Raw genomic sequence first — 24,120 nt, 5'->3', positions numbered from 1 at the left:
ACAGCTGGCGGCGTTCCGCTATACGGTTCTGCAAATATTATTTCTTCTTAAACTCCAGATATGGCTGAGTAGAAGTACCAGTCGCAGTATTGGTAATCTTTAGGTCAATATTAATCTGCTGATTACCTGAAGCGTTCAATACCTTCGTCCCCTGCCCTTCCAGCTTCTCACTTCTTGTAACACCAGAGCCCTGATCAACTACCACTGTCTCATTGATCGTAAATCTGTCAGCAGACGTTGTAGTTACATTTCCTAATTCAGTTTTATGAACCCTGACAACGGTCTCACCAGGTATTTCAACCGTGTAGCTCCTGTCGTAAACAATTTTCAGCTGGTTATTATTTACTTTCTGTATATCCCAGATATGGTTAGTTGCTAATCCATTTTCAACGGTGGTAGTCTGATAGGTACCTACAAAACCTGATGCAAAATCATTCTCCGGCTCCGCATCCTTGTCCTTATCCTTACAAGCCCCCATGAAAATCACCAGACAGCAGAAAATTAACTTTTTCATATTATTCTAATTGATGTATGCTTTAAAGTTCCAAATGTAAAAATTGATGGACAAACTTCTGATTATTTTCTAGCATTAAACGGATTATCAAACCATTTAGTATTAACTGATACAATTTGCATGCCTCAATCAAAATGGAAGCCTGCCCAAATCTACATTACCACCCGAAATTACAATTCCTATCCTTTTACCTTCAAAAAGCGCTTTGTTTTTCAACACCATTGCCAATGACACTGCACCAGACGGTTCCACAACCAATTTCATTCTTTCCCACAACAGCCGCATGGCATCAATAATTTCCTGATCCGAAACGGTGAGTACGTCAGCCACGTGCCCATGGATAATGGGAAAAGTCTTATCACCCAGATAAGTCAATAATCCATCGGCAATCGTGTTTACATATGGAGCCTTCTCAATACGTCCGTTTCTGAATGAGAGAACAGCATCAGCAGCTCCTTCAGGTTCAGCAGCATAAACCTTTGTTCCCGGCGAAAAGTACCTGGCAGATAAAGCAGTGCCACTCAAAAGTCCTCCTCCACCTACCGGAGCAACTATTACATCCAGTGCAGGATCGGAATCTTCTATCAGCTCCTTAGCTACCGTCGCTTGCCCCGTGATCACTTCGTAATTATTGAAAGGATGTATAAAAGTAGCACCGGTTCGTTCTACAATTTGAAGCACTGTACTTTCACGCTCTTCGGGTGTATTCTTACAGAATGTTATTTCTGCTCCGTAGCCTTCAACCGCCTTTATTTTAACCAGAGGAGAGTTGTCGGGCATCACGATAAATGCTTTTGTTCCCACCTTTGCCGCAGCCCATGCAATCGCTTGCGCGTGGTTACCAGAGGAATGCGTCGCTATGCCGTTTACTCTATCCTGCCCTGGTAATGACAATACCGCATTGAGCGCCCCCCTGGCTTTGAAAGCACCTATCTTCTGAAGATTTTCACATTTGAAGTACAGCTCAGCGCCACTGATCGCATTCAATGCAGATGAGGTCATGATCGGTGTACGGTGAATGAATGGTGCTATAAGCTCATGGGCCTGCTGAATGTTTTCCCGATTCGGGGCATGAGTCATCATAGAATTCCGGATTTAGTGAAATTAATAATATCTTTTTGTACCTACAAGATAGTTGAGTCCCTTTAAAATACAAAAGGCCCGTCAGCAAACTGACGGACCTTTATCCAAATATTTAAATTCAGTTATTTTCCTGCGTTTGGAGTATACAGATTAAAGAACTGATCCAATTTAGGAGTAATGATGATCTCCGTACGACGGTTCAGGCTACGGTTAGGTGCTGAATCGTTTGGTGCCTTGGGCAGGTATTGACCACGACCACCAGCGATCATACGAATTGGCTCAACACCATATTTCTTCTGAAGTGTACGCGCAACAGATGTAGCACGCAATACGCTAAGATCCCAGTTGTCAGCAACTTTGTCAGTAGCGATAGGTACATTATCCGTGTGACCTTCAATAAGGATTTCGATCTCTTTGTAGTCGTTAAGGATTTTAGCAACCTTAGCCAAAACTGTCTCTGCCTGTGTATTGATCACAGAACTTCCTGAACGGAACAACATTTTGTCGGAAAGAGAAACGTAAACAACGCCTTTTTTCACTTCAACCTGCACATCTTCATCGCTAACATCAGCCAATGAACGTTTCAGATTAAGAACAAGCGCCATATTCAAAGAATCTTTACGTTGAATACTTGCATTCAAATCGCGGATCTGAACACCTTGTGCATCCATCATCGCAAGAGATTTCTTGATACTTTCAGAACCTTCTTTGCTTATCACAGAAAGGTCAGACATACGGTCAAGAAGGTTGTTGTTGTTTCTCTTCAAGAAATCAACCTGATCTTCCAGCTCTTTCAATTTGGCGTTTTTGCTGGTCAATTCATCGTTCTTTAGCTTAAGATCGTTATTCAAACTAGCAGTTCTGCTGTCGCAATCATTAAGGTCAGCTCTTGCTTTGTCAAGCTGGATTTGGATTTCATTTGCTTTGTTCTGAACGGCAAGCATTTTTTTCTTACTTGCACATGAACCCAGAACAAACAGCATAGCAACAGCTACAAGCGTATTTCTCATAATTAAAGGGTTATTTTTGGTATAAACACTGGTTAAACGTTAGAAAAGATAAATTCAGCACAAAAATCAAGCCAGAAGAGAATGCCGGCACTTTCAAAGTGCAAAGGTATAAAAAAAACAGATTGCTAAACACAATCTGTCTTTTCTAATTTGATTCTAATATTCACTGTTTCAGGAGCACAGAGGCCTGTTTAACCCCTTATGGATGTAACCAATATTAACTAAATTCAGTACCGGATCGACCAGAATGGATTACGCCGTCCTTTGATGCTGGTCTTCATCAAATCTGCCACTAATGCGTCATATTGAGGTTGATTCAGTTTCTTACCTTTCACCTTTTTGGGCAATGCCAACTGAGCGGGTTCGACAGGCTTCAGTTCAATTTTATCTGCTGTCAGGACGACATCGCCTTCATTAATGTCAAGCTCCAGGATAAGCCCTGGTAGTCCGAAATACTTTTCCGGGCCGGCCTGTACAGCAATATCGTTGGCAAACCAGGCCGTGATTGTTTGATTCTTAATGGTATCCTTCGTTACGGCCATCATACACAGATACCCTTTGATCTCCTTGATCTTATTCATCACTTTCCACTGCGGTGCTCTGAGACTGTCTTCGGTAATGTAAGTTTTACCGGATACCGTTTCGATATTCGTGATGTTTTCCTTCTCGTAATTTCTGTAAATGATATAATCGTCAGGTCTGCCCCAGCCTCCTTCTTCTACCACATCCTCATAACGACTCTCATTTCCATTAAAGTAAAGACGCGTTTTCGATTTCCATTCGTCGTCCTTGCCCCAGGTAAGTTTAGCACGGTCCTTTTCTTCCTGGGTCAGAAAATCGAGCCGGGCAATAATTTTGGTATAATACTGTACACGCTCATAGGTTACAACTCCCTGCTGTGACTGCGCTTTTGCTGTAAAACAGCTCGTTATTACAAATACTATGGTGAATAATCTCTTCATTATAACTTCAGATTTTAGATTCGGATTACCGGATTAATAGCCATACCCTTTACGACGAACTGAGTGTGCGACTCCACGCATATTGTAAGTGAAGCTAAGCATGAAATAACGTGCAAGCGTACGTACCTGCTCTTGTGAAACTACGTTTCCAAATGCATTATTAGAGATTCCTCTGTTTTTGTTGAAAACATCAAACGCAGACAGGCGTATTTCTCCTTTTTTACTTTTCAGCATCGTTTTGTAAACCGACAGGTTCAATATTGGTAACGACTGATCAAAACCGAAACGTTTGTTTACATAAGAATTGTAAGAAAAACGGCTGTTGAAATAGATATCTTTCGGCAATTTATAATTCAACTCTGCTCCATAATTGGTATTGACTATTTGCTGATTCTGACCTGAACTGATTGAGTAGCGGGTGTCCGAGATGTTCCAGTTGGCATTTGTGTACACCGTAAACTTATCACTTGGCGTGTAGTCGAGGCGAAGTCCCCAGTTGTATCCGTCGGTGGTAGTTTCGTTCAGGACATTATTAATATTGATCGGATTGTTGTTGCGGTTGTACTGGGCATTGATGCTCAGATTACTTTTTGTTTTCACAATCGGGAAGCCATAGTTACCATACAGACTGAAACTGTTTCCTCCACTGATGTTGGTTGCCATGGTGGTAGTCACCAGGTTTTCGGAGACTGTCTGATTATAAATTACCTGATTTTCGAACTTCGTGTAATAAACACCGAAGAACATCTGGACAAAACTGCCAGGGTTAAAGTAATTGAAGCCCAGATTACCGGAATGTGTTAGAGTGGGAACAAGGTTTGGATTACCTACTCTGATAAAGAGCGGATTGCTGTTATCAACAATAGGCTGCAAATCTCTTACATTTGGCTCCTGCACACTCACGTTGTATCCTCCATACAGGTAGCGGTTATTTTTAAGATCAAAGTTAAGGGAGACGTTAGGTGTCCAGTTGAAAAATTCCCTGGTAATGTTGGTCTTTACCGGATCCGACTGATTAACAGAAAAATCTCCGTTCAACCTGATCTGCTGCGCACCTAAACCAGCAGACACGTTGAAACCTTTATTAGAATAGCGGAGTGTAGTACCCGCCCGGTTAAAAGTGGTTTTGTTTTTATAATACCTGCTCAGATTCACATTCAGTTCGCGTCCCGATTCTGTTACATCGAAAACGTCGCGGTCAACATCGTCGGTCTTCAAACTGAAATTGTAGAAACTCTCCAGGAAAAACTTCTTAGACAATGGTTCAATGTAAAGCACGCTTGTCTTGATCTGATTACGTAAGCTTTTGGTTGTATTGGTCTGATTAATATTGATTACGCTATCAGGCTCATTTTGAGACGAAGTGTAAAAACGGTTCGCAGACTTCTGAATCGCATCACCATCAGAATTGTTGATGTTATAGCCAACGCTGGCTGCGAAGTTTCTTCCTTTTTTCCTGAATTTATGTCTGAATATGGCAGTGTTACCCAAAGCAAATGAATTGAAGTCAGAGTAATTACTTACATCACTCATTGTGGAAAGTGAATCAACTTCATTATTTCCTCTGAAATATTGCTGGTGGCTACCGTAATCTGCCGAACCATTACCTATACGCACGTTGCTGAGCACGATAAGGGTATTAAGGGAGTCAAGATTCTTCTCAAACCGTAATCCTCCTCTGTGGTTAGCATTAAAATTTCTCCTGCTATTTGTATCCAGAGTGGTGAAAGTAGAATTATTCAGAAAGTTCGTTCTCCGCGAGTTCGCATCCAGATCCTGGCTAGTCTGATTATAATAATAGCTTGTATTGAACTTTGTTTTTTTCTCATCAAAATTGTAATTGGCACCTCCAGCCCAGTTTTTATTAAAACCGCGGTTCTGTCCACCACGGCCCGCCTGGATCGTCAGACTTTCCTCATCTCCATCGCCCCCAAAAGATATATATCTGCCACCTCCAAAACCAAAGTCACCGTCATCTCCCCAATTGAAAGACTGGCTTCCCCTGAAATCCTGGTAATCGTCCCAGGACATACCTCCGGAGTTCGTATTGTTACCCAAACCGATGACAGAAAACTGATTTTTTTCGTTAAACCTGTTGTAATTGACCTTCCCTTCTACCCTTCCATCCGTTCCGGCCCCGATGGATGCCTTTCCAAACCCGCCTTTTTTGTGGCTATCCTTTAATTCAAGATTCAGCGTTTTCTCATGTTTACCATCATCCACACCGGAGATTCTGGACTGCTCTGTTTTATCGTTGAACACCTGCACCTTCGAGATGGCTTCGGCAGGAAGGTTCTTGGTAGCAGCTTTCACGTCGTCTCCAAAGAAGCGCTTGCCGTCCACGGTTACACGTTTCACCGTCTCACCCTGTGCTTTCAGACTACCGTCCTGCTCCACCTGCATACCCGGCAAACGCCTGAGCAGGTCTTCCACAGTGGATCCCGGCGGTACTTTAAATGCCCTCGGATCGTATTCAACCGTATCACCTTTGATGCTCAATGGAGCGCGGGCCGTTTTGATAACGACTTCATACAAATCCTGATTCAGAAATTTCATTCCGAGTTTACCAAGGTCTGTCACATCTCCGTCTTCAGGCTTAACGTTCTGCTGATAAGGCAGATAACCAACATAAGAGACCTTTAGCAGATAAGGAATCCTTTTGACGTTTTTGAATTCAAAGGCGCCCTGCTTGTCTGTTCTTCCAAAGTTTACAAGCGAAGAATCTTTGGGAAGCAATAGCATGACCGTGGCTTCGGGTAGTCCGACCTCAGCTGTGTCGGCAATAATACCTTTGATGGTGAATCGCCCTGACTGGGCATGTACGGTGAGTGCTGCAATACAACACATACACAGAAGTAGGATTTTTTTCAAAGCTAATAGATTTATTTAGGGTAAAAAGTAACCAGTATTTCCTGGCTGCAATAGTATAAAATCTGAGAGAAAATTACAACTAAAAACTTAGTTTGAATCCGCTTTTTTGACCAAACGGCTACATTTTAACATTCTTCAAGGTTTATCCTCTCTATATAATCCTGATTGACAGAATCTTACAAATCATGTAAAATAGTCATTATCCATCACCACCTTACCCACCATATGTATCCACGAGTTTCTATTTAAACCCAAGTGATCTAAAAAACCATGGACGGTCAACTTCTACTCAAAATTTGTAACCGCTTTCAAATATAAATAAATGCTATATATAATTTACTTTAATCAATATTTTTTTTCATTTTATTATTTTTACGCACATTTTATCTGACCGGCGATTCCCGGTTTGGCAACACCAATGAAAAGAATAGGTTTATTATCTGACACACACGGCTTTATAGACGATCGTATCCTCGGACATTTATCATCCTGTGATGAAATATGGCATGCGGGGGATATCGGATCACTCTCCATCATTGATAAATTAGAAGCAATTAAGCCATGCCGTATCGTTTTCGGAAACATAGACAGCAGGGAAGTTCAGTTGCGGACACATGAAAATCTTTACTTTGAAATAGAAGGTTTCAGAGTATGGATGACCCACATTGGAGGAGCGCCACCCAGATATAATCCGGTTGTAATGCCTGCTCTGAGGGAGTCGACTCCTGACATTTTCATTTGCGGGCACTCCCACATCCTACGTGTGATCAGAGACAAGGATCTCTCCAACATGCTCTATATTAATCCTGGCGCGGCGGGAAAGGAAGGTTTTCACAAAATGCGGACGCTTCTGCGTTTCAATCTGCATGAAGGTGTGATCAGCCAGATGGAAGTAGTTGAGCTTGGAAAAAGAGGGGCTATAGAAAAATAAAAATCCCGCCGACCAGCGCCAACGGGATTTTCTTCGCATATATACTTTCTTGCCTCAGAAAGTCACCTGCACTGTTTTTTGGTTATTACCACGCAGCAGGACTGCATCCACTTTCTGGCCTTTTTCGTGATTACCCAAAATCTCCATGTAGTCATAAATTGTTCCGATATCTTTTCCGGCTAGTTTCAGAATAATATCGCCTGTCAGAATGCCGGCAGCTTCAGCAGGTCTGCCCTTAGAAACTCCGTCGATTTTCAAACCTTTCCCCTGAAAACTGTAGTCTGGCATTACGCCCAGTGTAACTTTAAAATTAGACGTTGTTCTGGCCGTATGCGGATTACCAGCTTCTACAAACTCCGGCTTCGCTTCCTGATCGAGTTTATCAATCAAGCCTGCAACCAGCTTTAATATCTTTGCCTCTCCGTTGAAATTAATCTTGTCTGCATCGTCAGAGATTTTGTGATAGTCACCATGCGAACCGGTGAAAAATTGTACTACCGGGATATTCTTCAGGTAAAAAGAAGTGTGGTCCGATGCACCCACTCCTGAAGAATCGACTGTGTAGCGAATCTTATTCTGCTCAGCCAATGCAGGTAACAGCTTACCCCAGACAGGACTTGTACCCCAACCGGAAATAATAACTCCTTTGGCATCATCAAGCCGGCCTATCATATCCATATTGATCATGGAAGATACAGTATTGAGCGCAATGGTAGGTGATTCTGTAAAATATTTCGAGCCCAGCAGTCCCAGCTCTTCACCTGAAAAAGCCATGAAAAGCAGGTTGTGCTTCTCATTTTTTCCATTTGCTGAAAAGTAGCCGGCCAGTTCAATCAGTCCGGTCGTTCCTGAGGCATTATCATCCGCACCATTGTGAATCTTATTCTTGCTGTCTGGAGATAGCGAACCACTCTGATACCCTTTTCCCAAGTGATCATAATGCGCGCCCACAACGATTGTCTGCGCTGCGCCATTGTCAAGAAAACCAATCACATTACGTCCTGTGACAGTATGTGCATTGCCTTCTACAGAGTAAGTCACCTGAAACGGTTGAAAAAATGAATTATCTTTCCCTGCTGGTTTTAAACCTGCCTTTTTAAATTGCTCCGCTATGTAATTGGCTGCTTTTATCTCTCCAAGACTACCCGTTCCACGGCCTTCCAGGTCATCGGAAGCCAGAAATTCAATGTGCTTTTTGATGTGCTCCGCCTTAAATTCCTGAGCACGGGACTTCACACTTAAAAACAGTGCGAGGGCTGCAACTACTAATAATTTCATCTGTATTTTCAATATTTCAAATTCGGGACGCTCAAAGCTTCTCCTGAATTTCTGTTAAAAATTTTCTTACACGCAAAAGACGCTGTATGAGCAATTGCGAATCTTCTTTTCTGCGTAGCTGTTCACGCGCACCTTTGATGGTCCTTCCCTGCTTGTCTTTCTGGTGCATGATCTTTCTGATGACCTCAATATCACGCTCCGTATACCGACGTCGGTTCCGGCTATCACGCTTAGGATTAAGCTGAGGGAATTTTTTTTCCCAAAAACGCAGGGCAGATGGTTCACAGCCAACCATTTCGGCTACTTCATTGGTGTCGTAATATAGTTTTTCGTTAGCTTCCATAGGACAAGAATTGAGAACAAAAGTAGCAGAGCTATTTTATTAATTAATAATAATTCTAAATAATTTCTTTCGTTTACTGTTTCAGACCGACCAGTAATTACAAATTTAACTTATTCAGATTTGTGAAACACCTATTGATGGCTAGTTGTAGTGGCAGGAAATGAACAAAAATAAATAAGGGGCCGGCAAAATACGCAATGCCAGCCCCTTATTGAAATTCTGCAACGGTTATCTCTCAGACCTTATTTTCAGAAATTGCCTTAATTTTCCCCAGCACTTTATCAGCGAATTCCGTATACTGCTCCTGCACTTTTTCGCCATCTTTTAATTTACCAAAATCGCCGATTTCAATGGTTAGCGAAGTTTGCTCACCATTCTGTTCCAACCTGTAGGAGATACTCACATCACACTCCGAAGGGGCGATGTCCCATTTATTCAAAAACAGCGATTGCACCAGCAACTCATTGGCAGCCATATCGGTAACTACAAGCCGGGAGGTTCCTGCCCACTCAATTTCACGCCCCACTTCCAGATAGTAATCCTGAAAGTCCTCAGGAAGTGCATCCCATTGCCGTATAAATTTGGGAGCGATCAGCACTTCCCACACTTTACTCACAGGAGCATTAATACTGACATCCTTTATAACATTACGTTTTTTCATCAGAGTCTAAAATTTAAGGGCCTGAAGCCGTTTTAATAGCGAACGGTAATAACTAAACTTGCTTCAAAATACAATGCCAGCTCCCTAAATCACATTCTTGATATGACTAATATGCACCATTAAAATTGTAGAATTTCTGATCCCAACTTTAACTATATTTACAAGACCTACTAACTTCTATATCAATGGATCAACGCATTATCAATCTTTTCGATGAGTATACCCACAAGCCACTGTCCAGGGACACCTTCCTGAAAAAACTGGCAAAACTCGCAGGCGGTACCAGTGCTGCACTGGCGTTACTTCCGTTATTGGAAGTCAGCTATGCCAACGCGGCAACTGTATCGGAACAGGATCAGGACATTATTGCAGAAGATATTACCTATCCTGTGGAAGGCGGTACGATGAAAGGCTACCTTGTGCGCCCGAAGGGAACCGCAAAAAAAGGTAGTGTACTGGTAATTCATGAAAACAGGGGTTTGAATCCGCATACTAAGGATGTGGCCAGAAGAGTTGCCAAAGCCGGATACACTGCACTGGCCGCAGATGCACTTGGTCCTTTTGGAGGTACTCCTGAAAATGAAGATGAGGCGCGGGCCTTGTTTGCTAAGATCGACCCGGCCAAAAATCTCGACAATTTCATTAAAGGTCTTGCGTACCTGCGTGCACGTCCTGAAAGTAATGGCAAAACTGCGGTTGTGGGCTTTTGCTGGGGAGGGGCACTTTCCAATCAACTTGCTGTACATGATCCTAAATTGAATGCTGCTGTAGCCTACTACGGACGGCAGCCAGAACAGAAAGATGTAGCCAAGATCAAAGCGGCCGTTCAGCTACATTATGGTGGTTTGGATGAGCGAATCAATGCCGGAATTCCTGCCTATGAGGAAGCTCTGAAAGCTGCTGGCATCAAATATGAAGTTTATGTATACGAAGGTGCACAACATGCATTTCTCAATGACAGCGCACCTACCAGATATAACCCCGAGGCTGCTAAACTGGCATGGAGCCGTACCCTGGATCTTTTCAGCAAGAGCATCTCCTGAAAATTAAAATGATTGCCTGCAAAGCTTCCACTTTGCAGGCAATCATTTTAATGTATCAATGGCTGTACCTCAGGACTTCCGGTTTCCAGTTTCTCGCTTACTCTTTTGGAAAGAGATCTGAAAAATGTATACATCACTACACCAGTTACAACTCCTACTGCTACGATCTTTTTCATAATTCTATATTTTACGTGGTTAGTATTTCTTGTTGACTGATTACCATAAAAAACAATACCAACATGATTTGTGTAGATGCTATGTTCCGAAGATTTCAAAAACTGGTACGGTTTTTAAATAACTCATTCCAAACAAACACTATGTGAACATGGACGTGGTTATTTTTTTCGAAGCGATTGGCAACTTACTTTTCGCAGCAATATTATTCACGGCAGTCATTATGACTACCTGCATGTTTATATTTACGCATCTGCTCAAACAACTTGGAGAGAAAATGGCCGGGATCTATCTGTCAAAATATAGGATAGCAATCCGAATCGCCAACCATAAAATTCACAACTTCAAGAAATTAGCTTCTGACGCAATAAAAATTCGAGCTGATTATTCGCATCAATAAGTTTGTTAATCAATTCTTTGTTCTCTTCCCTTAGTCTGAATATCTCATAAGCATTTTTGATAATAATTTTCAATTGCTGCTCATCCCACGGCTTGTTCAGATAGTAGTATATATGTCCCTTGTTGACTGCATCGATCACAGCATTGATATCTGTGTAGCCTGTCAGCAAAATTCTGATCGGGTCTGTGTGCTTTTTCAACACTTCAATCAGAAAGTCTACACCCGTCATTTCCGGCATGCGCTGATCTGTAATAATTACGTGCACGACGTTGCTTTCCAGAAGCGCTAATCCTTCCTGTCCTGAGGAAGCAAGCAGAACTTTAAAATCTCTACGAAATGCGGCTTTAAATGAATTCAGGTTGTTTATCTCGTCATCAACATATAGAATGCTGATTTTTTCTGACTGTTCCATGGGGGTATTTTTCTTAATCTTTAAGGTATAACCAATAAAGGCGGGTAAATATAGTCTTCTTTTCAGAAAACCTTCCAGTAGTGCAAAAGTACTACATCGCTTGTAAAACTATATTATATTACTACTTCATGGTAAACAATTAATGGTAAACTGCTAAATATTTTGTTCCTTGTCAATAGAAGTATACATTTACGCAAGGAGTACGGCTGGTCTTTTTTTGATCCACCGTTGGAATTCTCTAAAATTGCACCCCGCACACTTAAGAATTATTTTGTTTGTCCGCTGATACCTTACAGTTTCAGCAAAGAATAGTTATACCTGATCCGTATCTTGTAGAATTATGTATGATGGTATCGGGAGATGTATTATAATTTCTAAAAAATGTACCAAATAGAAGAATTAGATAAAATATTTTTACCTGTTGCCTTAAACAAAACTTCCGATAGTATCAGTTCTGAAATCGGGCTGCTTAAAGGAGAATATCCCGGGGTATCTGTAATTGACTTATTTTCTTCTCAGAAGAAAGAACTGTTCAAAATCCAGCATCCGCGTTCCCGTTTTTCAGAGGAAGAATTGCAAACAATGTACAACAACTGGCTTGGAGATAAAGATCCCCTCTTGCAAGGTACCTGGTTCTTTTATCCCTGGAACAACAAGATTATTCATCTACTTGAAAGAGAAGAGTTTGTAAGATTACGCACCAGCCGTAACCATTACAAAATATCTCCTGAAGAACAGACAGAGCTTTCGGAAAAGAAAATCGGTATAATCGGTCTATCGGTCGGCCATGCTGTCGCAGTCAGCATCGCAACTGAACGGATTTGCAGTAAGCTGAAACTCGCCGACTTTGACACCGTTGAACTCAGCAACCTGAATCGCCTCAAGACCGGACTTCATAACATAGGGCTCAATAAATGTATCGTAACTGCAAGGGAGATATCAGAAATTGATCCGTTCATTGAAATAGAATGTTTCACTGATGGTATAACAGCTCAAAATCTGCCTGGATTTCTTCTTGACGGTGGAAAACTTGACATTCTTATCGATGAGTGTGATGATGTCGAGATAAAACTTGCAAGCCGCCAATTTGCCAGAGAAAACAATATTCCGGTCGTGATGGAAACCAGCGACAGAGGCATGCTGGATGTCGAAAGATTTGATCTGGATCCAACCCGTCCCATTTTTCATGGTTTACTGAAAGGAATCCCTGATGAAAAATTCCGGAACATACTTCCTCAGGAACGGTTGGGGCTGGTCATGAAAATTGTTGAACCCAACAAAGGATCAGTACGCGGAAGAGCTTCTTTGCTTGAAGTAGGACAATCTATATCCACATGGCCTCAGTTGGCGAGCGCAGTTACACTTGGCGGAGGCGTGGTTACCGATGTATGCCGGAGAATTCTGTTGAATCAGTTCACGGATTCGGGCAGATATTATGTTGATCTGGAAGAGCTCATTTCCAATCGGCAAATAAGTGAAAAACCACTGATTTTCAGAAAAAGTATACTGCCATTCTATCCGGAAATTGCGATTCGTATATGTGATTCGTTACCCCAAAAAGTGGCCAACAGCATACCTTCTTCACAGCAGATTGAACAACTGGTGGAGGCAGCAAGTGCAGCTCCCTCTTATGGAAATGATCAACCGTGGAAATGGGTCTTTCGTAATGGCAGATTACATCTGTTTCATGACCCTTCCCGCTCGTTTGCGTTCGCGAACGTAGACAATTTATCGGCTTATTTAAGTCTTGGAGCAGCCTACGAGAACCTCACTTTAAAAAGCAAAGAGATGGGACTGAATGTATCTGCGGACATTTTCCCTCTGGGCAGTGATTCGGAGCTGGTGGCCGTAGTCTCTTTCCATTCATCAGCAAGCAAGCTTACAGAACCGGTAAGTTTTCAAGAACTTGCTGAATTTATACATACCAGAAGTACCAACCGGGCATTTGGTGATGCCCAACCAACCTCTGAGCAAGAGGTGCACAATCTACAGTTAACTCTGCAGGATCAGGACATGGTCGGTCTGTCGATCATCACAGACCGGGAACAACTCGTTCAGATAGGTTCACTGGCCGGAGAATGTGACTTGATTTCAATACTCAACGAACACGGTCATTACGATTTCTTTGAGCGAAATATCCGGTGGACACCAACAGACTATTCAGCAACGTATGATGGCGTTCCGTTACAGCCTGCCACTACCCCTCCTGCTATACTAGCCACCCTGTCGGTATTACGCGACCAGAAAGTAGCTGCTGCCCTACGTAAAGTGGGAGGCGGCAATGCTGTGGTGCAGGCCACGATGCAATCGCTTATGACTGCATCATGTGCTGGTGTTTTATGGGTGCAAAAAGAAACGGTGGAAAACTATTTCCTTGCCGGCAGGAATATGCAGAAACTATGGCTCCGCTCGACTCAGATGGGTTATACATTACAACCGGTTTTCTCTCCTGTATCGCTATTTCTAAGATTAGAGTCCGGAACAGACCTTGATCATCATGAGAAAGAGAAGTTGACAAATCTTAGGGAGATTTTTAGAAGTATTACTAAATTAGAGGGCGATAAAAGAGAAGTATTTTTATTTAAATTATCCAGAACTGAAAAACAGGTGATTCCCACAAAACGGCTTCCGTTGAGTGAAATTTTATTCCTGTAAAAAGAAAGTATCTAATGGTCGCAAAAATCAGAGCTTACAAATCTCCTGATGACATTGAAACCAGCCTGAGATATATTGAGGGACACAGAAAAGTGCTGGAATCTTATGGAGTAAAAAAGGTAACCTCTGCTAATCATAACTGGCTTTATGATGACCAGACTTACGTGGTCATTGTGGAGTCAGAAGACGGGGACAGAATATTTGGTGGAACAAGAGTTCAGATACGCTCCAACGATCTGAAGATGCCCATGGAGGACGCTATTGCCAAAATAGACCCGAACATATATGATTATATGGACAATTATGAGAACAAAACACTGGCTGAATTCTGTGGTTTATTCAATTCCAAAGAAGTAGCCGGGTTCGGAATAGGTAGTATATTTTTAGGCAGAATTGCTATCGCCATTGCTGCTAACCTTGGCGTTGATCACATGATGGGACTTTGCTCCCCTGCTACCCTGCGTAACAGTTTAAGAGTTGGATTCGAGATATTACGCGACCTGGGAAACAACGGGACCTTTTATTATCCAAGGGAAAGTCTGATTGCAACCGCGTTGGTCATTAAAGATGTAGTAAATTTGCCTAACGCAACAACTGAAGAAAGGGACCGCATCCTTGATCTACGCAATAACCCTAACCAGTTTGCAGTAGAAAAAGGACCCAAGGGTGAACTAGATATTATTTATGATACAAAGATTTAGGCATTTACGGAGACTATACTTCCTGCTTTTTCTACTCCTGAGCGTATCTTTTGTCACTTACGGGGAGCAGATTGAGTTTAAAGGTCAGGATATACTGATAGGTAAGTCTTTGGAAATTGCCGAAGATCCCACCAACCAGATCACCTTTAGTGAGGCAAACCAGCTTCAGTTTACCAGAAGCAAAGAAGTCTCCCCTAACTTCGGCTTCAGCAACTCCACCTGGTGGATCAGATTTACTGTCCAAAACAATACGAGACACAAGAACCTTTATCTGGAGCTGGGATATCCCATGATCCACGACATTGAACTCTTCGATACAAATGATCCCGGACATTCTCAGAAAATAGCTGAATCCGATTCGTTCGATAAAAGAATTACCCGGTATCAGAATCCTGCATTTATCCTCTCCATTCCGGCTGGCGGAAGCACTACGTACTACATCAAGATCAGAGAGCATACGCAGATAGTGCTGCCATTGTTTCTCAGAAGTCAGAGCGGATTTCTCTCGACAGTACTTACAGGAGAAATTCTGATGGGGGTGTATATTGGAATCCTTCTTGTAATGCTGTTCTATAACCTCTTCCTGTTCTTTTCGATCAAGGAGAAAAGCTACCTCTTTTACGTACTGTACATTCTTTTTATTGGTCTCACCCAATTAGCACTAACCGGATACGGTTTTAAATTATTGTGGTCTGACCAGCCGGGCTTTAATACCTTTTCACCTACATTTTTTTCTGCGGTATCCGGATTATTTGCAATACTGTTCTTTCAGAATTTCCTGTCCACCAGAACCAGAACACCAGTACTTCACCAGGGCTTGTATCTTGTGATAGCATGCTATTTCCTTTCAGTTGTTTTCAAACTGGCAGGCAACGAGTCGGTCAGCTTTATGCTTACGAATGTGTCCGGTATAGCTTCTATCGTTCTGGCTCTGACTATTTCTGCGATAATACTTAAAAACGGGTACCGCCCGGCCATGTATTTCCTGATAGCATGGTCAGTATTCTTTCTGGGACTGGCACTGTTCGTTCTCCGTAATCTGAACATTTTGCCCTACAATACCTTCACCAATTATACAATGCAGGCAGGAACTGCTATTGAGGTGATTTTACTTTCCTTCGCACTCGCAGACAGAATCAATATTCTGAAACGGGAGAAAGAACTATCCCAGGAACAGGCTCTTTTGATATCCAAAGAGAATGAGCGGATTATCAAAGAGCAAAACGTGGTGCTTGAACAGAATGTACAGGAGAGAACCAAGGAGCTTTTACTGGCTAACACTGAACTCATCGACACGCTTACACGACTAAAAGACACGCAGACTCAACTGATCGAGTCCGAAAAAATGGCTTCCCTCGGTCAACTCACCGCAGGTATTGCTCATGAGATCAACAACCCCATTAATTTTGTAAGCTCCAACATCCGCCCCCTCAGAAGAGACATCGGCGAACTTGTGATGATTCTTGATGCTTACGAAAAAATGTTACCCCCCGGAACAAATACCGTCACAGAAGAACAGCTGCAGGAAATAGAAGAGCTGAAAGAAGAGCTTGATCCGGATTACCTCAAAACTGAGCTTAATACCCTGATGAAAGGAATTGAAGACGGAGCCCATCGTACAGTTGAAATTGTGAAAGGATTGAAGCTGTTTGCGCGGGTAGATGATACAGATCTGAACATGGTCAACATCAATGAAGGAATTGAATCGACTTTGATTATCCTCAATTATCAAATCGGAACAAAACTTAAGATGATTGTCGATCTTGATAATATACCTAACGTTGAAGGTTTTGGAGGTAAGCTCAATCAGGTGTTCATGAATATTATCACCAATTCTGTTCATGTGCTTCAGAAAGATACAGAACACCCTGAACCAATCATTTGGGTGAAAACCTGGATGAGCGGCCCTGATCATGTGTCCATTTCCATCAAAGACAATGGCTCAGGAATGACTCCGGAAGTGAAGGCTAAAATATTTGAGCCTTTCTTTACAACTAAACCGGTAGGAGAAGGAACAGGTTTGGGTCTTTCAATTGTATTCAAGATTATTGAAGTTCACAACGGAACAATTAATGTAAATTCAGCGCCGGGAGAAGGAACAGAATTTGTAATTTCCCTGCCTATTTTAAAGAAAAAGAACCCTATCTTGACGATCAATGACTGAGAAACCAATTAGAATCCTTTATATAGACGATGAAGAACATAACCTTCAGTCGTTTAAAGCCAGCTTCAGAAAACAGTGGGATATCACAACAACTATCTCGGTGCTTGAAGCTGAAGAACTGTTAACGAAAAAAGATTTCAACATCATTCTGGCCGATCAGCGTATGCCGATCATGACAGGCGTGCAGTTTTTTGAAAAAATCAGAGACCAGTATCCCAATATCATCAGGATACTGATCACAGGACATACGGACATAGGCGCAGCTATTGATGCGATCAACAAGGGAGAGGTATTCCGCTTTATTGATAAGCCCTGGGACTATGTATATGTTGAAAATGCTATCACCCACGCTTTTGATATTTACAAAACAAGAGAAGACCTGAAGCAGAGAAATATTGAACTGCAAAAGGCTAATGAAGAACTTGACAAGTTTGTTTACAGTGCCTCCCACGACTTACGCGCTCCTTTGATGTCTGTACTCGGGATTGTGAATCTAGCGTTGATGGAAGAAGATCTCAAATCACAAAATGAATATCTTGAATTGATCCGAAAGTCGGTTAAAAAACTCGATACATTCATTATTAACGTCATTGATTACTACAAGAATGCCCGTGGGGTTGCTGTAATTACAGACATCAATTTTGATGAGCTGATCACAGAGGTTCAGGCTACAATCCAATACCTTCCCGAGTTTGGCAACCTGAGAATTACCTCCGAGATTGATGAGAAAGGTGTCTTTAGATCTGATGTGATGAAGCTGAGAATTATATTCAGTAACCTGATCAATAATTCAGTTAAGTTTCAGGACCCTTCCAAAGCTGATCCTTATATACATATCAAGGTTGAATCAACGCCGGAATACGCCAGGATAATTATTCAGGACAATGGAATGGGGATCAGGGAGATTGACCAGGACAAAATATTTAAAATGTTTTACCGGGCAGGTGCGACTAACAGCGGGTCGGGAATCGGTCTGTACATAGTTCATGAAGCGATTACAAAACTGGAAGGTACTATTGATATTACCTCCACCTATGGTGAAGGAAGTATTTTTGAGATACGTATACCTTCTATAAATAAATAGTCGCTATGGATCATCTTTTAGATGTCATACTTATAGATGATAGTGCCTTTGACTTATTTATCTACGAAAAGCTGCTGCAAAAGAGTGGACTGACACGTTCGGTAAAAACATTCAATTCGGCCAGAGAGGCGCTTCAATATCTGATAGCGGAAGAAGAGCGCCTGCCTGAAACTCTGATATTGCTGGATCTGCAGATGCCGGATATGAATGGTTTTGAATTTGTTGACAGTTATGACAATGTATCAGATCGCTTAAAAAGCAAGATCAAGATATATATGCTCTCATCCACCATTGATTCCCGGGATATCGAAAGAGCAAAGTCAAGCCCCAATATCATTGATTTGCTGTCCAAACCTCTTGATATTCCACTTTTAAAAGACAGGCTTTCCATCGGACTCTAACGATCCAGCTCTGTTTTCACAACTATCAGGAATACTGCGAATTGAATCTTTTTGAATCCCCACATTGCTTATAAATAGTACAATTGCACATCCTATGTTAGTGTCTGTCGTTGCGTGTACGAACCCGCCTGTATAACATTTCCTACACAAAAAGTAATTTTGCCAAGCAATTCTCGAAGAAAGGCAGCGCGGGTACGATATTGACCATATACGTACTCTTGAAACCAATTACATAATTTTGAATGAAAACGGATAACAAAACCCTTGATGAAATTATCAAATTGCATACTGAGTATGTAAAGGAAATTGATCATAGCGGAATTAAGCCTCTCTCCGCTAACATTTACAAGAACAACTCCTACAATTTTGTGAGATGGATAAGAGACGAGTTCTCTCCGGGCAGCTCTAAATCAAAGAGAAAAGAAGCTTAGTGAAAAATCAAATTAGAGTAATGATTAATAGCCGGTGACTTTTGTTATTTTTGACAACTATTCAATATCAATCACAGGCAATCATGATTTTCACCGTATTAAGTTTTTTGAAAGGACGCTTTTCGAAAGAGGCAATAGATGAGGTTAAGTCCAATCAAAACAAAATGTCCCGCCAGGAAGCATTGCAACAATTCAGAAACCTTGCTTCCAGGCGGGATAAAAAAGCAGATTAACAACCCTGCCCATAGTAAGCGTCTTTTCCGTGCTTACGAAAATAATGCTTGTCAATAAGACTTTGCTTGATGGTTGGCGTAGCCGGATTAATCTGCAGGGTCAAAAATGCCATTTTTGCTACCTCCTCCAAAACTATAGAATTGTATATAGCCTTGGCAGGATCTTTTCCCCAGGTAAACGGTCCGTGACAGGCAACAAGCACCATTTCTACTTCCTGCGGACTGAGATTTTCTCTGTTGAAAAGATGGAGTATCTGATGCCCTGTTTCCAATTCATAATCCCTTTCTATCGCTTCATCCGACATCACCTCAGTTACAGGAACCGATTTGGTCAGGTGATCAGCATGAGTTGTTCCCAGATTCGGAATTGATCTCATCGCCTGCGACCATGCCACTGCATAGGTCGAATGCGTATGGCATACACCACCTATTTCCGGAAAATGCTTATACAATAAAGTATGTGTTTTCGTATCGGATGAAGGCCTCATGTCTCCTTCCACCAGCTTATTGTCAAGGTCAACGATAACAATGTCATCCACTTTAAGGCGGTGATAAGGTACGCCACTAGGTTTGATCGCCACTACACCGTGCTGCCGGTCTACACCGCTTACATTGCCAAAAGTAACAATGGCCAGCTGCTCTCTGGGTATTTCCATATTGGCCTCATAGACCAGCTCTTTCAAATATCTGAATTGCGACATAGTAATGGTTTTAACTAAGTAAATTAAACTTTACGGCCATAGTGACTTTCTGACCAGCGCAGCTCATTTTTAAACTGTCTTAATCTTGTATCCTGGTCTATTACCACGAGTTCAATATCAAACATTTCCGCAAACATTTCCATGTGTTCAGCATTCAGGTTCTGACTGTAAACTGTATGGTGAGCGCCTCCTGCATAAATCCACGCGGCGCATGCTGTATGTATATCAGGCGCAGGTTTCCATAATACGCGCGCAACAGGTAGTTTTGGTAATTCATGTTCGGCTTCGACCGCTTCCACCTCATTTACCAGTAATCTGAACCTGTTACCCATGTCAATCAGTGAAACATTCATAGCGGCTCCTGCACCTGAATTAAATACCAACCGAACAGGGTCTTCCTTCCCTCCTATCCCCAACGGATGAATTTCGCAGGAAGGACGGCCAGATGCTATTGTGGGACAGATTTCAAGCATATGCGATCCCAACACCAGGTTGTTTGCCGGATTAAAGTGGTAAGTATAATCTTCCATAAAGGAATTTCCACCTTCAAGTCCCGATCCCATTACTTTTAATGCCCTTACCATCGCCGACGTTTTCCAGTCGCCTTCACCTGCATAACCGTAGCCTGAAGCCATCAATCGCTGTGAAGCAATTCCGGGCAACTGTTTCATTCCGTGTAAATCCTCAAACGTATTGGTGTAGCCTTTGAAACCGCCATCTGTCAGAAATTGTCTCATGCCCAATTCTATTCTCGCGGCATCGTACAAGGAAGCTCGTTGCGCTCCGTTCTTTAGCAAGGAATCTGCCAATTTATAGGTATCCCCGTATTCAGTTACCAATCTTTCGGTTTCCTGATCACCTACCTGATTAATCACCGCCACCAGATCTCCCACCGCGTAAGTATTTACAGAAAAACCGAATGCCATTTCTGCCGCGACTTTATCACCGTCTGTAACAGCCACCTCGCGCATATTATCACCGAACCTGGCAAACTTAGCGCCGTTCAGATCATACTTACTAACCGCTACCCTCGCCCATTGACCAAGACCTTCCAGAATCTGATCCTGTTTCCAGTGCCCGACAAGCACCTTTCTGTTCAACCTCATTCTGGTCATCATAAACCCAAACTCTCTGTCGCCGTGTGCGGACTGGTTCAGGTTCATGAAATCCATATCAATCTCGTTCCATGGTATGTCCTGATTGTATTGTGTATGCAGATGAAGTAAAGGTTTTTGTAACGCGTGCAAACCACGAATCCACATTTTAGCAGGAGAAAATGTATGCATCCACGCTACGATTCCTACGCAATGCTGAGCGGTGTTTGCCTCCTGAATTACCTTGTATATTTCATCCGAAGATTTCACCACTGGTTTGAAAACGACCCGCACAGGCACCTTTTCAGACCTATCAAAAAACTGGCTTATTTCTTTGGAATGTTCGTCGACCTGCCGGAGTGTCTGCTCTCCGTACAAATCCTGACTACCGGTAACAAACCAGATCTCAAACTGCTTTAAATCAAGTATCATATCTAAACTATTAACCTATTTGTAACGGAAATGTGCTTTCCTTTAAAAATTCTTTTTCAATAAAATCACCGGCTTTCAGGTACTTATCGTACAACTTGTCGTAAATGCCGACGATATCAGGACGCGGATGATAAACCGCATCGAAGCCCGAACTCATCGCCTGCTGTGCCTGTGGAAGAGACTGATGGATCCCGCTCGCCACCGAGGCAAACATAGCAGCCCCAAGTGCGCAAGCCTGCTCTGAAACCGCTACTTTGATCGGCATATTAAGCACATCGGCCAGCGTTTGCATTACGAACGGGGACTTTTTGGACACCCCACCTATAGCAATTACCTCATGTACGGGGACACCTTCCGCTTTGAATCTTTCCACTATACTTTTTGAACCGAAAGCCGTAGCTTCCACAAGCGCCTTAAAAATAGCGGCTCCATTTGTGGCAAGATTAAGACCAAGCAACGCACCTTTCAGCGTGTGGTTGGCATCCGGTGTGCGGCGGCCATTCAGCCAGTCTACTGCCAGTAAATCTTTTTCTGAAACAGGCAAAAGAGCGGCCTCTGCCGCCAGATGGGTAATCAGTTTATCTGCAACAACTTTGGCTTGTTCTTCTCCGAGAAGCGACTTTACCGGCTCAATTACTAATTTGGCGAACCACGCATATACATCCCCGAAAGCAGACTGCCCCGCCTCCATGCCCAGCATACCCGGTACAATTGAACCATCTACCTGTCCGCAGATTCCTTTGATCAGCAAATGCCCTACCTCTTCATTTGGTGCAACCAGCATATCACAGGTGGAAGTGCCAATTACTTTGCATAAAGCGTAAGGTTCTGCCAACGCACCCACAGCTCCCATGTGTGCGTCAAACGCCCCCACGCCGATCACCACGTCTTCTGGGAGTCCCAGTCTGTCGGCCCATTCAGGAGCTATCGTTCCGACAGACTGATCGGATGTATATGTATACTCGAACAATCGTTCACGTAAGCCACCTAATAAAGGATCGAGCTCTTCAAAAAATGCATTGGAAGGCAAACCATCAAAATCCTGGTGCCATAGTGCTTTATGTCCCGCCGCGCAACGCGAACGCTTCATTGACAACGGATCTGTATTACCTGCCAATTCTGCTGATATCCAGTCGCAATGCTCTACCCATGAAAACGCTTTTTCTCTGACTCTTTCATCTATACGCAGTGTCCGCAATATCTTCGACCAAAACCACTCCGAGGAATATACTCCTCCGACAAACTGTGTATAGTCCGTTTCCCACCGGTGTGCCAGTTCGTTGATTTCTTCCGCCTCTGCGTTGGCGGTGTGGTCTTTCCACAATATGAACATCCCGTTAGGGTTTGTCTCAAATTCCGGTAATAAGGCAAGAGGAGTACCAGCTCTGTCTACTGCCACCGGCGTAGAGCCCGTCGTGTCAACTGCAATACCTTTAATGCTCCGGCGCACCTTATCCGGAACCCCGGACAAAGCCGCCTTCACGGAGGCTTCCATACTCTCAGTATAGTCAAGCGGGTGTTGTCTGAATTGGGACAATGCGGCATTACAATACAAACCTGATTTCCAACGGGGATATTCACTAACAGCCGTACCGGCAGTTTCACCCGTAACCGCATTCACAACCAGGGCACGCACTGAATCAGTACCAAAATCAATACCTATTACATATTTATCCTCCATGCTATGCATCTGATAAGCGTATAATTAAATTCCGTTTTTTAATTAATCATCGGACAAATATAAACATATCTATACATAGTGTACATATGACACATTTAATTTTACAGGAAATATGTCCGTATCTTTGCGTAAAAATTTCTAATTACTCATCAGGCTTTCTCTTGACTCAGGCATGAAGTTCCAGAAAGAGTTGAATTTCTTCTTATACCTGACCGTATCAAGCTTATAAAGTGTCGCTTTTTTGGTTGCCGAATGGCTGTTTTTCAGACCGGTATCTATTAAGAGTCCGGTTGAAAGGAGCTTCCGGCTAAAATTTCTGCGATCTATCGGCGTATTGTAAATAGCTTCATAAAGCTTTTGAAGCTGAGGAATTGTGAATTGTTCCGCAAGAAGCTCAAAACCGATGGGATGCATTGCGGCTTTATACCGAAGATGCTCAATAGCCTGGCCGACCATATCGTTATGGTCAAAAATCAATGACGGCAGTTTATCCAGAGCAATCCAGGAAGCATTATGGTTTCTGACTGCATCTTTATCCTGATCATCGATGTTGATGAGTGCAAAAAAAACAACCGAGACCGTTCTTGCGACGGGATCGCGCCCTACATTACCATAGACGCCCAACTGCTCAGCGTAAATATTCTTAAGTCCGGTTAAATCGTGTAAAATACGGCTCGCCCCATCTTCCAGATTCTCCTGTGGTTCCAGAAAACCACCCATCAGAGACCACTTCCCCATTTCGGGTTCAAAGTTTCTTTTGATCAGAAGCAGTTTGATGTCTTTTCCATCGAAACCAAAAATGATACAATCGAGCGCCAGGATAATGCCGGATGCATTCGGGTAACTGGTCATAATAATCTT

General features: G+C 42.6%; 23 protein-coding genes. 9 read left to right on the top strand and 14 right to left on the bottom strand.

The genetic code is table 11. From position 1 onward, the window contains the following. Positions 1-37: 37 nt before the first annotated feature. From DSL64_RS07605 to DSL64_RS07585, 5 genes are all read right to left on the bottom strand, one after another. Positions 38-514, bottom strand: a complete 477-nt coding sequence (locus tag DSL64_RS07605) for a hypothetical protein (protein WP_115830076.1) — start codon at positions 512-514, stop codon at positions 38-40. 129 nt (positions 515-643) lie between these two features. Continuing rightward, positions 644-1,594: a pyridoxal-phosphate dependent enzyme gene (locus DSL64_RS07600; protein WP_374755825.1), complete on the bottom strand. Its 951-nt coding sequence runs from the start codon at positions 1,592-1,594 to the stop codon at positions 644-646. A 125-nt stretch (positions 1,595-1,719) separates the two neighbouring features. Continuing rightward, a complete protein-coding gene (locus tag DSL64_RS07595; RefSeq protein WP_115830074.1) occupies positions 1,720-2,607 on the bottom strand; it encodes an OmpA family protein in 888 nt (295 codons plus the stop codon). Between the two features lie 227 nt (positions 2,608-2,834). Next, complete coding sequence (locus DSL64_RS07590; protein WP_115830073.1) at positions 2,835-3,569, bottom strand: GLPGLI family protein; 735 nt, start codon at positions 3,567-3,569, stop codon at positions 2,835-2,837. A gap of 33 nt (positions 3,570-3,602) precedes the next feature. Next, a complete protein-coding gene (locus DSL64_RS07585; protein ID WP_310587828.1) occupies positions 3,603-6,440 on the bottom strand; it encodes a TonB-dependent receptor domain-containing protein in 2,838 nt (945 codons plus the stop codon). A 418-nt stretch (positions 6,441-6,858) separates the two neighbouring features. Here DSL64_RS07585 and DSL64_RS07580 point away from each other — a divergent pair, with 418 nt between their 5' ends. Beyond that, entirely contained in the window at positions 6,859-7,371 is a 513-nt protein-coding gene (locus DSL64_RS07580) for a metallophosphoesterase family protein (protein ID WP_115830071.1), read from the top strand. Positions 7,372-7,425: 54 nt separating this feature from the next. On the opposite strand, the gene DSL64_RS07575 is transcribed toward DSL64_RS07580, so the two are convergent. The 3 genes from DSL64_RS07575 to DSL64_RS07565 form a co-directional block, all read right to left on the bottom strand. Continuing rightward, complete coding sequence (locus DSL64_RS07575; protein WP_115830070.1) at positions 7,426-8,649, bottom strand: M20/M25/M40 family metallo-hydrolase; 1,224 nt, start codon at positions 8,647-8,649, stop codon at positions 7,426-7,428. A 31-nt stretch (positions 8,650-8,680) separates the two neighbouring features. Next, complete coding sequence (locus tag DSL64_RS07570) at positions 8,681-8,992, bottom strand: MerR family transcriptional regulator (protein WP_115830069.1); 312 nt, start codon at positions 8,990-8,992, stop codon at positions 8,681-8,683. Positions 8,993-9,227: 235 nt separating this feature from the next. Then, positions 9,228-9,653 carry an SRPBCC family protein gene (locus DSL64_RS07565; RefSeq protein WP_115830068.1) on the bottom strand — a complete coding sequence of 142 codons (426 nt, stop codon included), beginning with the start codon at positions 9,651-9,653 and terminating at the stop codon, positions 9,228-9,230. A 185-nt stretch (positions 9,654-9,838) separates the two neighbouring features. Between DSL64_RS07565 and DSL64_RS07560 the strand changes: the two genes are divergently transcribed. Next, entirely contained in the window at positions 9,839-10,696 is an 858-nt protein-coding gene (locus tag DSL64_RS07560; RefSeq protein WP_115830067.1) for a dienelactone hydrolase family protein, read from the top strand. A gap of 47 nt (positions 10,697-10,743) precedes the next feature. Here DSL64_RS07560 and DSL64_RS29395 read toward each other — a convergent pair whose 3' ends face one another. Together DSL64_RS29395 and DSL64_RS07545 are read right to left on the bottom strand one after the other, a co-directional pair. Beyond that, on the bottom strand, positions 10,744-10,872 hold the full coding sequence (locus tag DSL64_RS29395; RefSeq protein WP_262512409.1) for a hypothetical protein: 129 nt from the start codon (positions 10,870-10,872) through the stop codon (positions 10,744-10,746). Between the two features lie 342 nt (positions 10,873-11,214). Beyond that, positions 11,215-11,682 (bottom strand): response regulator, encoded by a 468-nt coding sequence (locus DSL64_RS07545; protein ID WP_115830064.1) that lies wholly within the window; start codon positions 11,680-11,682, stop codon positions 11,215-11,217. A gap of 381 nt (positions 11,683-12,063) precedes the next feature. Between DSL64_RS07545 and DSL64_RS07540 the strand changes: the two genes are divergently transcribed. The 7 genes from DSL64_RS07540 to DSL64_RS29150 all read left to right on the top strand — a co-directional run bounded on the left by DSL64_RS07540 (position 12,064) and on the right by DSL64_RS29150 (position 19,351). Further along, positions 12,064-14,337 (top strand): Rv1355c family protein, encoded by a 2,274-nt coding sequence (locus DSL64_RS07540; protein WP_115830063.1) that lies wholly within the window; start codon positions 12,064-12,066, stop codon positions 14,335-14,337. A 14-nt stretch (positions 14,338-14,351) separates the two neighbouring features. Then, the gene (locus tag DSL64_RS07535; RefSeq protein WP_115830062.1) at positions 14,352-15,038 is read left to right on the top strand and encodes a hypothetical protein; all 687 of its coding nucleotides are present in this window, start codon (positions 14,352-14,354) and stop codon (positions 15,036-15,038) included. Continuing rightward, the gene (locus DSL64_RS07530; protein WP_115830061.1) at positions 15,022-17,202 is read left to right on the top strand and encodes a sensor histidine kinase; all 2,181 of its coding nucleotides are present in this window, start codon (positions 15,022-15,024) and stop codon (positions 17,200-17,202) included. Before DSL64_RS07535 ends, DSL64_RS07530 begins: the two co-directional genes overlap by 17 nt. Then, complete coding sequence (locus DSL64_RS07525) at positions 17,195-18,286, top strand: sensor histidine kinase (protein ID WP_115830060.1); 1,092 nt, start codon at positions 17,195-17,197, stop codon at positions 18,284-18,286. The genes DSL64_RS07530 and DSL64_RS07525 overlap by 8 nt, the downstream gene beginning before the upstream one ends. 5 nt (positions 18,287-18,291) lie before the next feature. Beyond that, positions 18,292-18,687 (top strand): response regulator, encoded by a 396-nt coding sequence (locus DSL64_RS07520; RefSeq protein WP_115830059.1) that lies wholly within the window; start codon positions 18,292-18,294, stop codon positions 18,685-18,687. A 242-nt stretch (positions 18,688-18,929) separates the two neighbouring features. Continuing rightward, positions 18,930-19,118 carry a hypothetical protein gene (locus DSL64_RS07515; protein ID WP_115830058.1) on the top strand — a complete coding sequence of 63 codons (189 nt, stop codon included), beginning with the start codon at positions 18,930-18,932 and terminating at the stop codon, positions 19,116-19,118. A gap of 83 nt (positions 19,119-19,201) precedes the next feature. Beyond that, positions 19,202-19,351, top strand: a complete 150-nt coding sequence (locus DSL64_RS29150; protein WP_199539345.1) for a hypothetical protein — start codon at positions 19,202-19,204, stop codon at positions 19,349-19,351. On the opposite strand, the gene DSL64_RS07510 is transcribed toward DSL64_RS29150, so the two are convergent. From DSL64_RS07510 to DSL64_RS07495, 4 genes are all read right to left on the bottom strand, one after another. Continuing rightward, complete coding sequence (locus tag DSL64_RS07510) at positions 19,348-20,052, bottom strand: L-ribulose-5-phosphate 4-epimerase (protein ID WP_115830057.1); 705 nt, start codon at positions 20,050-20,052, stop codon at positions 19,348-19,350. The genes DSL64_RS29150 and DSL64_RS07510 overlap by 4 nt on opposite strands. Positions 20,053-20,075: 23 nt before the next feature. After that, positions 20,076-21,575, bottom strand: a complete 1,500-nt coding sequence (gene araA, locus DSL64_RS07505; protein WP_115830250.1) for an L-arabinose isomerase — start codon at positions 21,573-21,575, stop codon at positions 20,076-20,078. Positions 21,576-21,588: 13 nt separating this feature from the next. Continuing rightward, complete coding sequence (locus DSL64_RS07500; RefSeq protein WP_115830056.1) at positions 21,589-23,259, bottom strand: ribulokinase; 1,671 nt, start codon at positions 23,257-23,259, stop codon at positions 21,589-21,591. Positions 23,260-23,397: 138 nt separating this feature from the next. Next, positions 23,398-24,111, bottom strand: a complete 714-nt coding sequence (locus DSL64_RS07495; protein WP_115830055.1) for an NUDIX hydrolase — start codon at positions 24,109-24,111, stop codon at positions 23,398-23,400. Positions 24,112-24,120 lie beyond the last annotated feature (9 nt).

Source organism: Dyadobacter luteus (assembly GCF_003383615.1).
GTDB lineage: Bacteria > Bacteroidota > Bacteroidia > Cytophagales > Spirosomataceae > Dyadobacter > Dyadobacter luteus.
This window is presented reverse-complemented; position numbering and strand designations above follow the sequence as displayed.